General features: G+C 54.2%; 10 protein-coding genes. All 10 read left to right on the forward strand.

The window, feature by feature from the left end; genetic code table 11:
- Nucleotides 1-26: 26 nt before the first annotated feature.
- The gene (locus tag ACFORK_RS15325; RefSeq protein WP_379200321.1) at nucleotides 27-6,413 is read left to right on the forward strand and encodes a WIAG-tail domain; all 6,387 of its coding nucleotides are present in this window, start codon (nucleotides 27-29) and stop codon (nucleotides 6,411-6,413) included.
- Nucleotides 6,414-6,667: 254 nt separating this feature from the next.
- Nucleotides 6,668-7,510: a glycosyltransferase family 2 protein gene (locus tag ACFORK_RS15330; RefSeq protein WP_379200323.1), complete on the forward strand. Its 843-nt coding sequence runs from the start codon at nucleotides 6,668-6,670 to the stop codon at nucleotides 7,508-7,510.
- Between the two features lie 3 nt (nucleotides 7,511-7,513).
- Nucleotides 7,514-8,455 (forward strand): glycosyltransferase family 2 protein, encoded by a 942-nt coding sequence (locus ACFORK_RS15335; protein WP_379200325.1) that lies wholly within the window; start codon nucleotides 7,514-7,516, stop codon nucleotides 8,453-8,455.
- Nucleotides 8,452-9,189, forward strand: coding sequence for a glycosyltransferase family 2 protein (locus ACFORK_RS15340; protein WP_379200327.1), 738 nt, complete (start codon nucleotides 8,452-8,454; stop codon nucleotides 9,187-9,189). Before ACFORK_RS15335 ends, ACFORK_RS15340 begins: the two co-directional genes overlap by 4 nt.
- A 48-nt stretch (nucleotides 9,190-9,237) precedes the next feature.
- Nucleotides 9,238-9,969 carry a sugar phosphate nucleotidyltransferase gene (locus ACFORK_RS15345; protein ID WP_379200329.1) on the forward strand — a complete coding sequence of 244 codons (732 nt, stop codon included), beginning with the start codon at nucleotides 9,238-9,240 and terminating at the stop codon, nucleotides 9,967-9,969.
- A gap of 107 nt (nucleotides 9,970-10,076) precedes the next feature.
- Nucleotides 10,077-11,087 (forward strand): alcohol dehydrogenase AdhP, encoded by a 1,011-nt coding sequence (gene adhP / locus ACFORK_RS15350; protein WP_379200331.1) that lies wholly within the window; start codon nucleotides 10,077-10,079, stop codon nucleotides 11,085-11,087.
- Between the two features lie 228 nt (nucleotides 11,088-11,315).
- Nucleotides 11,316-11,603, forward strand: coding sequence for a nucleoside-diphosphate sugar epimerase (locus tag ACFORK_RS15355; protein ID WP_379200609.1), 288 nt, complete (start codon nucleotides 11,316-11,318; stop codon nucleotides 11,601-11,603).
- A gap of 23 nt (nucleotides 11,604-11,626) precedes the next feature.
- A complete protein-coding gene (locus ACFORK_RS15360; protein ID WP_379200333.1) occupies nucleotides 11,627-11,965 on the forward strand; it encodes an alpha-helical endospore appendage domain-containing protein in 339 nt (112 codons plus the stop codon).
- A complete protein-coding gene (locus ACFORK_RS15365) occupies nucleotides 11,962-12,279 on the forward strand; it encodes a hypothetical protein (RefSeq protein WP_379200335.1) in 318 nt (105 codons plus the stop codon). The genes ACFORK_RS15360 and ACFORK_RS15365 overlap by 4 nt, the downstream gene beginning before the upstream one ends.
- Entirely contained in the window at nucleotides 12,276-12,689 is a 414-nt protein-coding gene (locus ACFORK_RS15370) for a FliH/SctL family protein (protein ID WP_379200337.1), read from the forward strand. The genes ACFORK_RS15365 and ACFORK_RS15370 overlap by 4 nt, the downstream gene beginning before the upstream one ends.
- Nucleotides 12,690-12,722: the final 33 nt, after the last annotated feature.

The raw sequence follows: 12,722 nt of genomic DNA on the forward strand, positions 1-12,722 counted from the left end.
CATTCGATGGAAGGAGGGGACTGCTTGTGAGGAGGACCTCAAGAAAGCAGCCGCGTTCTGCTAAAAAGAAACCCTATTTCGTAGATAATCCCAATACCGAGGAATTGAGCCTGCTGGATCGAAGCCCAAAAGCTTCTTCAATGGAAGAGAGCCTGGTTGAAAACACAGAGGCGAATGAAGAGGCAGAGGCACAGCAGGCATTGCAGATTAGTGCGGTGGGGGTGGCGGAAACGGAAACGGCGGTGGCCGTACCAAATGTTGCACCTGCAGGAGAGCAGCGGGAAGAGGGAGTTCAGAACCAGGGGACTCTAAAGAAGGGGCAAGGAGCGGAACCCACTGTTTTGAAGCCGGCGGAGAAGGAGCGTCTACAGCCGGTGTACACAGATGATCTTTCCGATGCATCCGTTACCGGGGCCAAGATTGCTCCCCGCACGATCGATGGTTCCAAGCTCAAGTACGGCATTATTGGCACCCCTTGGCTGCAGGATTACGCCGTACAGAGTATAAATATTGCGGACAAGGCAGTGACCTCCTCCAAACTTGCTCATGAAGCTGTTTCGGGTGAGCATTTGGCAGAAGGAAGCGTGACCGGAAGCAAGCTGTTAGACCATTCTATTGGCGCAGAAAAGCTGAAGAATGGCAGTATCGGTCCAGATAAGCTGGCCGATCGCGTAATGGACGGCGGCAAAATTGCCGACCATTCGATTGAGAGCCGTCATTTAAGCCAATTCATCATCACAGCGGATTTGCTGGAAGACGGTGCCGTTACCGCTGACAAAATAGGAAGCGGCAGCATTTCCAGCCGTCATCTGGCCAATGGCAGCATTGACCGTTCGAAACTTGTGGACGGCGCAGTGGCAGAAGATCAGATTGCCGATGGTGGAATCACCGGTGCCAAGCTGGCCCCGGGCATTATTACAAGTGACCATCTTGGCGATAGTGTCATCCTGGCACAGCATCTGGCCCCGGGTGCCATCGGTCGGGATCAGCTGGCCAGCGGGCTGATCGGCAAGGAGCAGCTCCAGTCCGGGATCATCGACAGCACCCATCTGGTTGATGGTGCGATCGGATCTCGTCAGCTCCGCACGGAAGCGGTGCGGGCCACGCATCTCAGCCCAGACAGCATCGGCGGGGAACATATCGCCGAAGGGGAGATTACTGGTCGCCATCTGGCTGATCGAAGCATTTCCTTCGTGAAGCTGGCGGAAGGAGCGGTGGGCACCGCCCAGCTTGTGGAGCAGTCGGTCACCGCTTCGAAAATCGCGGACCAAAGTGTGCTGGCACACAAGCTGGCCGATGAAGCTGTGAATACCCGGCACATCGCCAAGTCGGCTATACGCGGTCCGCAGCTGGCCGCGCAGTCTGTATCCTCCATTCATATCCAGCGGGAGAGCGTGGAGCATGCTCATCTGGCGGAGAATGCGGTGGGGCCCGAGCAGATCCAGGAGGATGCAGTGAAGACCTTCCATCTTACGCCTGGTGCTGTTACAGGGGGAGAGCTTTCATTGGAAGCTGTGGGTCAGGAGCATCTTCGCCCACTCAGCATTACCTCAGGCAAGCTGGCGGAGAGTGCGGTTACCGCCTCTAAATTGGCAGCTGGTGCGGTTGGCAGTCATGCTCTCGCCAGGGAAGCAGTCAGCGGGGAACATCTCGCTCCGGGTACGGTGGAAGAGAAGCATTTGTCCGATGATAGTATTAGCGGGCGTGTCTTAAAGAACGCCGCAGTGCAGGCCGAACATCTGGCCCCGGGCGCGGTAGAGCGCCGGCATCTTGGGGACAACAGTGTGACAGAGACAGCCCTGCAGCACGGCGCAGTATCGGGCGACAAGCTGGCCTCTGGTGCAGTGAAGGAGATTCATTTGTCCGCAGGAGCGGTTCAGCCGCACCATCTGGCCGATTATGCCGTGACTTCACTTAAGCTCTCGCCGGAGAGTGTGTCTACGGATAAACTGGGTGACTTATCGGTCACTTCAATCAAGCTGGCGGACGCCAGTGTGGATTCATCCAAGCTGACGGCGGGTGCCGTTCTTCCCGAGCATTTGTCACCAGGGGTGGTGGGGTCAAGCGCGGTCGCTGACAGTGCCTTACAGGGCAAACATCTGTCTATCGGAAGCATTGGCGGAACACATATCCGCCCACTATCCATCGGCAATGGACACATTATCCCGAACGCTATTTCGTCTATTCAGCTTCAGAATGGGAGCATCGACAGCAGTAAGCTAGTGAAGGGTTCGGTGAATGCTGGTCACCTGGCAGCGAATAGCGTGGAGGAAGGTCATCTAGGTTCCGGTGCCGTCAAAGGCCGCCATATCGAGTTCGGTGAGATTACACTGGAGCATTTAGCGAAGGAAGCGCGCACAGCAGAACTGCTACCAGATGGAAGTGTTACTGGAGAGAAGCTCGCAGACAACGCTATCGGTCCCCTTCATCTCTCGCCGGAGAGTGTGTACGGTGAACATATAGCCGGGGATACCGTGGAAGGCCACCATATCGTGTACGGCAGTATTACGCTGGAGCATCTTGCGCAAGAGACACGAACAGCTAAGCTGTTGCCAGACGGCAGTATTACCGGAGCGAAGCTCGCGGAAGGTTCCGTGAACACTCCCCATCTCACACCGGGGAGTATAAAAGGTGAACACTTGGTCGATCAGTCAGTAGAAAACCGTCACATCCTCCCTGGCAGCATCACGATGGAGCATCTGGCGGAAGAAGTGCGGACAGCCGAGCTGTTGCCCGATGGCAGTATTACTGGAGAAAAGTTGGCAAAAGACTCTGTAGGCTCGTTCCATCTTACACCGGGCAGTGTATATGGCGAACATTTAGCCGGGGAGATGGTAGAGAGCCATCATATTCGTCCCGGCAGCATTACGCTTGCTCATCTGGACGGAGAAGTACGGACTCCCGATCTCCTGCCTGACGGCAGTATTACTGGGGTAAAGCTGGCGCAGGATGCTGTTGGTTCTCTTCATCTTGCACCTGGTAGTATTTATGGCGAGCATTTAGCTGGCGAGATGATAGAGAGCCGTCACATCATACCTGGCAGCATCTCCATGCAGCATCTGGCTAAAGAAGTGCGAACAGCTGAGTTTTTCCCAAACCGCAGCATTACTGGGGAGAAGCTGGCGGAGAACTCCATAGGCTCCACTCAACTAGCGCTGGGCAGTGTATACGGTGAGCATCTGGCAGGAGAGACAGTCGATAGCCGACACATCCTCCCGGGCAGTATCAGGCTTGCGCATTTGGCTGAAGAGGTGCAGATGACCGAACTATTGGTGGACGGAAGTATTACTGGAGAAAAGCTGGCGGAAAGCTCTGTAGATTCGCCCCACCTAGCTTCGGGTAGTGTAAATGGTGGGCATATCGCAGACGAGACGGTGGATAGCCGCCACATCATACCTGGCAGCATTACGCTTGCACATCTGGCGGAAGAAGTGCGGACAGCGGAGCTGTTGGTGGACGGAAGTATTACTGGCGAAAAGCTGGCAGCGGGTTCCGTCGGGTCACTGCATCTTGCACAGAGTAGTGTAAATGGTGAGCATATCGCAGACGAAACAGTCGATAGTCGCCACATCCTCCCAGGCAGTATCACGCTTGCGCATCTGGCTGAAGAAGTGCAGATCGCCGAGCTGTTGGTGGACGGAAGTGTTACTGGAGAAAAGTTGGCGAAGAGTTCTGTAGATTCGCTCCATTTAGCCCCGAACAGTGTGAATAGTGAGCATATCGCAGACAAGACAGTCAATAGTCGTCACATCCTTCCAAACAGTATTACGCTTGCGCATTTGGCTGAAGAGGTACGGACAGCTGAACTGTTGGTGGACGGAAGTATTACTGGAGAAAAGCTGGGAGCGGGTTCCGTCAAGTCATTGCATCTTGCGCAGGGCAGCGTATACGGCGGGCATTTGGCTGGAAAGACCGTAGAGAGCCGTCACATTCGTTCTGGCAGTATCAGCCTTGCGCATTTGGCAGAGGAGGTATACACGGCTGATCTCGTGCCTGATGGCAGTATAACAGAAGCGAAGCTGGCAGAGGGAGCTGTGAATGGACAGCATTTGCAGTCTGATAGCATAACCGGCAGACATCTGGCTGAACAAAGTGTGGAAGAGCGTCATTTAAGACCCGGAATTATCAAGCTTGAGCATCTGACAGAAGAGGTATACACGGCTGATCTCGTGTCAGATGGCAGCATAACAGAGTCGAAGCTGGCAGAGGGAGCTGTGAACGGACAGCATGTGCAGTTTGATAGCATAACCGGCAGACATCTGGCTGAACAAAGTGTGGAAGAGCGGCATTTAAGACCCGGCATTATCAAGCTTGAGCATCTGACAGAAGAGGTGTACACGTCTGATCTCCTGCCTGACGGCAGCATAACAGAAGCGAAGCTGGCAGAGGGGACTGTGAATGGCCAGCATGTGCAGTCTGATAGCATAACGGGCAGACATCTGGCTGAACAAAGTGTGGAAGAGCGTCATTTAAGAGCCGGAATTATCAAGCTTGAGCATCTGACAGAAGAGGTGTACACGTCTGATCTCCTGCCTGACGGCAGCATAACAGAAGCGAAGTTGGCAGAGGGAGCTGTGAATGGCCAGCATGTGCAGTCTGATAGCATAACCGGTAGACACCTGTCTGAGCAAAGTGTGGAAGAGCGTCATTTAAGACCCGGAATTATCAAGCTTGAGCATCTGACAGAAGAGGTGTACACGTCTGATCTCCTGCCTGACGGCAGCATATCAGAAGCGAAGCTGGCAGAGGGAGCTGTGAATGGCCAGCATGTGCAGTTTGATAGCATAACCGGCAGACACCTGGCTGAACAAAGTGTGGAAGAGCGTCATTTAAGACCCGGAATTATCAAGCTTGAGCATCTGACAGAAGAGGTGTACACGTCTGATCTCCTGCCTGACGGCAGCATATCAGAAGCGAAGCTGGCAGAGGGAGCTGTGAATGGCCAGCATATGCAGTTTGATAGCATAACCGGCAGACACCTGGCTGAACAAAGTGTGGAAGAGCGTCATTTAAGTCCTGGTAGTGTCACCATTGCGCATTTGGCAGAGGAGGTATACACGTCTGATCTTCTGCCTGATAGCAGCATAACAGGAGTGAAGCTGGCAGAGCAAAGTGTGGAAGAGCGTCATTTAAGACCCGGAATTATAAAGCTTCAGCATTTGGCAGAGGAGATGTACACGTCCAATCTCTTGCCTGATGGCAGCATAACAGAAGCGAAGCTGGCCGAGCAAAGTGTGGAAGAACGGCATATAAGACCCGGAAATATCACCCTTGCACATTTGGCAGAGGAGGTATACACGTCGGATCTTCTGCCTGATGGTAGCATTACGGGAGCGAAGCTGGCAGATGGAGCAGTAACTGGGCAGCATTTGCAGCGTGATAGCATAACCGGCGGGCACCTGACTGAGCAAAGTGTGGAAGAACGGCATATAAGACCCGGAAATATCACCCTTGCACATTTGGCAGAGGAGGTATACACGTCGGATCTTCTGCCTGATGGCAGCATTACAGGAACGAAGCTGGCAGAGGGAGCAGTAACAGGACAGCATTTGCAGTCGGATAGCATAACCGGCAGGCACCTGGTTGAGCAAAGTGTGGAAGAACGGCATATAAGACCCGGAAATATCACCCTTGCCCATTTGGCAGGGGAGGTATACACGTCCGATCTTCTGCCCGATGGCAGCATTACGGGAGCGAAGCTGGCAGAGGGAGCAGTAACTGGGCAGCATTTGCAGTCGGATAGCATAACCGGTGGGCACCTGACTGAGCAAAGTGTGGAAGAACGGCATTTGCGCCCTGGCATTATTAAGCTTGAGCATTTAGCAGAGGAAACGCATGTCAGCGGGCTGCTGCCGGATGGCAGCATACCCGGAACCAAGCTGCTTCCCGGTAGTGTAGGGACACTGCAGTTGTCTCCGGAAGCCGTTGGGACTACGGAACTGCAGGATGAGGCGGTAGATTCCGGTAAAATTGCCTCCTTCGCCGTAGAGTCCCGCCATCTGGTGGAAGAGAGTGTGCTGGGCTATCATATTGCGCCCGGCGCGGTTAGCACAGAGCATCTGGCTTCTGGGGCAGTCAATTCGGAACATCTTTCCTTCAATCCGGTGCAGACAGCAGGGTCGCGTGAAGCCCTTCAGCAATTCGGCATGACGGCTTTTATGTTCAATGGGGATGCGGAAAGCGCTGAAGTAACGGTGACCTTCGAAGAGAGCTTCGGCCACACTGGCTATGTTGTTGTGGCTATGACCAATCAACCTTTCTTCCATGCTTCTCTCAAGAGCCGGTCCTTGCATGAGGCCGTGATCGAGGTAGTTAGGTTGCGTGAGACCAGCCAGTTCTACGGTGTCGTTTCCTGGATTGCTATCGGTTCTCCACCGGCCAAAGCTCCTGTTAATCAGCTTCCTTTCGATTAAAGATTGGAAACAAACAGCCACTTCAACTGTATACACTCATCAATGAGTGCGGCCTTTAGGCCGCGCTTTTTTCATCATTACAAGAGATTCAGGCACTGTGACAATGGCGAGAAGGCGGGCCTTTGTCACTAAGCGGCATTTGTCCTGTTTTCTGTGCGAATGAGACATTGGCCGTTACCCCACACGGCGGATGACATAAACTGTGTTGTAACCCTCAGCCCGGGGAATCAGCCCTGCAAGAAAGGTGGATGTGTATGAAGCCCAAACGTTCCTCTGTCCGACGCCAGTTGCGCCCGGCTTCCAAAGCTCGCCGGCGGACGGTCCGTCCGGTGCAGCAAGCTGTGGCCGTGCCTCCCGCTAATCATCCCGAGCCTTATGTGTCCGTTATCATTCCGGCGATGAATGAAGAGCGGACCATCCGTGGTGTGATCTCTGAGGCCAGGGGGGTTCATTCGCGCTGTGAGGTTATTGTGATTGTCAACGGCTCTGCTGATCGTACGGCAGAAATGGCAAGCTCATCAGGTGCCCGCGTAATCTCCTACGAACAGCCACTTGGCCATGACGCCGGACGCAGCGTTGGAGCCGAGGCGGCTATGGGGGAAGTCCTGCTGTTCTTAGACGGAGATTTTGTTATACCCGCTTCAAAACTACGTCCTTTCGTGCGGGCTGTAAGCGAAGGCACTGATATTGCCTTGAATGATTATTCCGGTCCGGTCCGCCAATCGACGCCCCATCCAGTGGTGCTCTCCAAGCATGCTCTGAACCTTCTACTCGGTCGCCCGGACCTGAAAGGCAGCTCTATGACTGCTGTTCCGCATGCCTTGAGCCGCAGGGCGCTTGCATTGCTGGGCAGTAGTTTGCTATCTCGTCCGCCGCTGGCTCATGCGGCTGCTGTTACAGCAGGCCTGCGGGTGCAGACGGCTCATACAGTGGAGGTAGGGAAGCTGAACTCAGTCCGCCGTAAGGCGGGCGGTAGTGATCCTCTGCAGAAGCAGATCATAGAGGATCATCTGGAGGCGGTATCCCTGCTGCTGGACCGGCGCGGACATCGGGCCGGCTTCGCCGACGGGGCCCGGCGGCGTGAGATCGTGAGGTGACAGATGAAGATAAAGTCGAAACGTAGACGGAGGCTTATTGTGGCCGTACCTCGCAAGTCTGCTTCTCAGCAGCGGCCGGCGAGAAGGGCAATAGCAGCGACGAGCAGGAAGAGTTCGCGGCGCAGCAGCGGCCGGACTGCTGCGCCACGCAGACAGAGCCTTCGCAAGACGGGGAGATGGAAACGGAGAGGTACTCTGTCGGTAATCATCTCGGCGCGTAATGAGCAGAAAACGCTGCTGCCTTTGCTCAAGCAGGTGTCGCGCCTTCAGCCTATGGAGATCATTGTTGTACTTAACGGGTGCAGTGATAATAGCTTTCGGCAAGCCCGCCTTTCCCGGGAGGCGATGATCATTCACCTTCCAGATTCAGCGGGCCATGATGTTGGCCGGGCCATAGGCGCGAAGCTGAGCAGAGGTGACATCCTACTATTTCTCGATGGCGACATGGTGATTCCGGCGCCGCTGCTTGCTCCCTTCCCTGCCGCTGTAGACAACGGGGTAGATGTCGCCCTTAATGACCTGAATCCGCTGCTGCCGCCGTTTCGGCTGAGTGACGATGTGACGCGCAGCAAGATGTTCCTGAATCTTGCCCTAGGCCGGGGCGATCTGGGAGTTAGCTCTATGACGGCCGTTCCCCACGCGCTCTCCCGGCATGCGCTGGAGAAGATCGGTTATCAGGAGCTGATGGTTCCGCCCAAGGCGCAAGCACGCTCTATCCTGGGCCGTCTCCAGGTGGAGCAGGTGGGAACGGTTGATGTCATCAAGCAAAATCGGCTGCGCAGAACCAATATCGGAAGTGGCAACGTTGTGGAGCAGCTGATTACCGGAGATCATGCCGAGGCGTTGCACGAAGTGCTTTCCCGAAGGGACCCTGGGAGTCTTGTGCCGGAAGAGGTCCTTTGGGAGAAGCGGCGTCAGATGGCGGTCTGGAGGAATGGGATATGACGCGGACCAGTATTATTATTCCGACCTATAACGGGCTCCGCCTGCTGCGGACCTGTGTAGAGGCCATCCGGACCTGGACGGAGGTTCCTTATGAAATCATCGTCGTAGACAATGGTTCACAGGATGAAACTACAGAATACTGCCGGGCGCAGAAATTAGCGTTCATCTCCTTGCCCGTCAACTGCGGCTTTCCAGCCGCCTGCAATCTCGGCCTACAGCTGGCTTCCGGCGATGAAGTGCTGCTGCTGAATAATGATGTGATTGTCTCCGCTGGATGGCTGAGCAATCTGAAGGCGGCGCTGTACAGTGCGCCGGATATCGGGATTGTCGGACCGGTGACGAACTATGCCAGTGGCAGACAACAAGTCAAGACGGAATACACCGATTTGCCGGGGTATCATGAAGCCGCCGAAATCGCGAATGCTCCCGATCCCCGTAAATGGATCGGAGCAAAGCGGCTGGTAGGTTTGTGCTTTTTGCTGAAGCGAGAGGTGTTGGAATCCGTAGGGCTGCTGGACGAGAGATTCTCACCTGGACATTATGAGGACGATGATTACTGCTATCGCGCTCGGCAACAGGGTTACCGGCTGCTGATTGCCGGAGATTGTCTTGTACACCATGAAGGAAGCGCCAGCTTCAAGGAAGTATATAATAGCGGCTGGCAGGACCTGCTGGAACGAAATCGCAGCAAGTTTATAGATAAATGGCAGGTGGACCCTGCGAATTTCATCTGATGTCAATGACCCGAAGACTAATGACGTAGATAAAGAGGAGGAAAGTAAGTGAAGGGAGTCATACTGGCGGGCGGAACAGGTTCCAGACTCTGGCCGCTGACCCGGCTTATGAACAAACATTTGCTTCCGGTCGGCAATTATCCTATGGTGTGCTACGGTATAGACCGGCTGCGCCGAGGGGGGATCACCGATATTCTTCTGGTCATCAGCAAGCAGTCCGCCGGGTTGTATACGGATTTTTTAGGCAGCGGTGCCTCGTTCGGCGTCTCTCTGACTTATAAAATTCAGGAAGCCGCAGGAGGTATTGCGGAGGCACTGGAGCTTGCGGAAGGATTCATTTCTCCGGGGGAGCGATTCGTTGTTTTGCTCGGTGATAATTTGTTTATGGACGATCTGACCCCATATGTGGATAGCTTTATCAAGCAGTCCCAAGGGACGGCCAAAGTGTTGTTGACACCAGTGGAGGATGCACGCAGATACGGTGTTCCCGTCTTTGACGAGAAGGATCCTGTGTGGATTGCCTATATTGAAGAGAAGCCCAAGCAACCAAAGACGAATTACTGCGTGACTGGTATTTATATGTACGACTCGGACGTATTTGACATTATTCGGCGGATTGCTCCCTCGGGGAGAGGTGAACTAGAGATCACCGATGTGAACAACCTGTATGCCGCAGACCGCAAGCTGAGCTATGATGTGCTGAAGGAATGGTGGAGTGATGCGGGAACGTTTCAGTCTCTGCAAGAGGCAGGGGAGAAGCTCAAGGGTACACTGTCATAATGCGGGTGGTGTGGAGTGTTCCGGGAGTTGCCGGACACTCCTTTTTGAGTTAAATGTTGCAGGGTCGCACATACTATTTCCAATTCATCATTTAGAGGAGGAGCAGTATGAAAGCGGCAATTACCGATGCGTTTAAAAAGCCTTTGGAAATTAAGGAAGTCAAATTACGTGATCCGGAGCCCCATGAGGTTGTAGTCAAAATCCACGCCTGCGGCGTATGTCATACGGATCTTCATGCTGCGAATGGGGACTGGCCGGTCAAACCCAAGCTGCCATTAATTCCTGGACATGAAGGCGTCGGTGTGATAGAGCAGATTGGCGCGGGGATTAAGCATTTGCAGGTAGGGGACCGAGTGGGTATTCCATGGTTGTATTCGGCCTGCGGTCACTGCGAATTTTGCTTGAGTGGACGTGAGACGCTGTGCCTGCAGCAGCAGAACGCAGGATATTCGGTCGATGGCAGCTATGCTGAATATTGTATTGCCCATGGCGATTATGTTGTAAAAATCCCCGATTCTATCGACTTTGTGCAGGCAGCGCCGTTGTTTTGTGCGGGTGTCACTACCTACAAAGCACTGAAGGTATCCAAAGCCCGTGCCGGGCAATGGGTATCGATTGTGGGTGTGGGCGGTTTGGGTCATCTGGCTGTTCAATATGCCAAGGCTATGGGTCTGAACGTGGTTGCCGTGGATACTTCCGAGGAGAAGCTGGCACTCGCTAAGCAATTGGGAGCCGACGTAGCTATAGATCCTAGAACGGACGATCCGGCGGAAGTAATCAAGCGCGAGTTGGGCGGAGTCCAGGCTAGCATTGTCACGGCTGTGAACAAAAAAGCGTTCGATAGCGCCTATTTTTCCCTAAAACGGGGTGGTACGCTAGTCCTTGTGGGATTGCCACCGGAGACCATGGAGGTGCCTATCTTCAATACGGTGCTGGATGGGACGACTATAGTTGGCTCCATTGTCGGAACGCGACAGGATCTGGAAGAGGCTCTGCAGTTTGCGGCGGAAGGGAAAGTGAAGGCGATCACAGCCGTCAGGAAGCTGGAGGAGATCAATGACGTCTTCTCAGAGCTGGAGCAGGGCGAGGTTGATGGGCGGATCGTTCTAACGCTATAAAACAATGACTTAATCAGGCTCTGCCATATGGCGGAGCCTTTTTTGCGTGACCTAGAGGATGGAAAGGTATCTATCTGCAGATCAACCCAGCATTTCCAGAGAGGTCACTAATGAAAAAATGGGCGGGGTCCAGGAAGCGCAACTCCGCGAATAGAGGTCACTTCCGGCACAGCCAGGGCTCCTGCCGCATATGTTGTAGCAGGGCGTTTGAGCAAAGGAGACATGAAGGTGCAGAATAAAATAACAAAAGTGCTGCAGCACATGGCCCATACGCACGAACAGATGGCGCGGATCCTCGACGCCGAACGTCACGTGGTTGTCCGTATGTCGCAAATCGTTCACGATTTGCCGGATGCAGAGCCTGATTTTGGAGGAACCAGCGGTCTGATCGAAAGCACGGGTCAGGTCAACAAGAATATTATTGCGTACCTCAATGCCCTGGCTGATCTGGAAGAGGCGATGGCAGAAGGGGTCGGCAGAGTCATCAAGGAAATGGATGGGCAGGAAGAAGAGTAAGCGCAAGGAGTAGGAGGCTGGTGATGAGCAGGGAAAAGGCTTTTCTACAAATGCTGGAGTCGACGGCAGTGATCCAGTGGAACGTCGCCATGATCCTGGAGGCGAAGGCTGTTGAAGCGGAGAAGGTAAAACAGTGGACACAGCATCATATTCACGCGAGAGTTTTCGAAAGTCATGAGGAGCAGTTGAAAGAAGCCCTCTCCATTCACGAAGTGATCGTTGAGATGGTGGAGGGGCTAACCAAGCTGGAGAACGGGCTTTACAGCAATTTGAAGGCTGTGCTGGGCAGTGGTGAAGAAGAAGGCGGCGGAGAAGGGTTTTCGGGCGGCGACGGGTTTGACTTTGGGGACTTGAGCAAATGACCGGGGGCCGTCTCTCGGAGCATGCCGTTAAACTGGAGATGATCCGCTCCATTTCCCGCAGCCAGGCTGCATTGGCCGCTATACTGGAGAGCATCGCCGAATTGACGGGGCATTCCGAGCTGACGGCCCGCAAGCTGAGCGAGAATATCCGGATCTTAAGCGGGTACCAGAGCGCCATGTGCCGGATGATGTCAGGTATTTCGCTGCACCGGCCTAAAAGAGGAACTCCCGCAGCGCCATGGCTGAACAAGACCAAGACATGTGCTGTAGGAACCTCCAAAGTACATGGAGTACAGGAGGAATCAAGAAAATGAAGAAAAAGAGCAGCAGAAAAGTGCGTTTAGGCACGATCACTCGCAGACGGCGCAGATTGCTGCTGTCGCGGAAGGTTAAGATCCGCAAAGGCCTTGCCCGCAAAACTCGCCGAGGGCTGATTCGTAAAGGGAAGACCCGCAAAAGTCTTGTGCTGCGCAAAAAAAGAAGACTTCGCCGCCGCCGCATCCTGCGCAGAAGAATCAACATTGCCCCACAAGCTAACGCAGCACCTTCAGTGGATCCTAACCACGCTCCACAGGTGATTCCGCTCCCCCCGGATCTTGGCGTCTCCCCAGAAACGCCGCCGGGAGACGCCTATCAGCAGGGCTACACCGAAGCATACAACGTGGGGTTCGACGCCGGTTTCGCCAAGGGCTTCGAGGACGGGCATAAATTGGAATTCAAATAACCCAGTGGATGCCTTGGTCTGGGTAAGAAGGAA

Origin of the sequence: Paenibacillus sp. GCM10012306 (assembly GCF_042649265.1) — a bacterium.
Taxonomy (GTDB): domain Bacteria; phylum Bacillota; class Bacilli; order Paenibacillales; family Paenibacillaceae; genus Paenibacillus_AQ.

Coding starts and splice junctions, on each gene's coding strand:
- ACFORK_RS15330 (WP_379200323.1), top strand. CDS start 6,668: ATGAAGCCCAAACGTTCCTCTGTCCGACGCCAGTTGCGCCCGGCTTCC.
- ACFORK_RS15340 (WP_379200327.1), top strand. CDS start 8,452: ATGACGCGGACCAGTATTATTATTCCGACCTATAACGGGCTCCGCCTG.
- adhP (WP_379200331.1), top strand. CDS start 10,077: ATGAAAGCGGCAATTACCGATGCGTTTAAAAAGCCTTTGGAAATTAAG.
- ACFORK_RS15370 (WP_379200337.1), top strand. CDS start 12,276: ATGAAGAAAAAGAGCAGCAGAAAAGTGCGTTTAGGCACGATCACTCGC.
- ACFORK_RS15365 (WP_379200335.1), top strand. CDS start 11,962: ATGACCGGGGGCCGTCTCTCGGAGCATGCCGTTAAACTGGAGATGATC.
- ACFORK_RS15335 (WP_379200325.1), top strand. CDS start 7,514: ATGAAGATAAAGTCGAAACGTAGACGGAGGCTTATTGTGGCCGTACCT.
- ACFORK_RS15360 (WP_379200333.1), top strand. CDS start 11,627: ATGAGCAGGGAAAAGGCTTTTCTACAAATGCTGGAGTCGACGGCAGTG.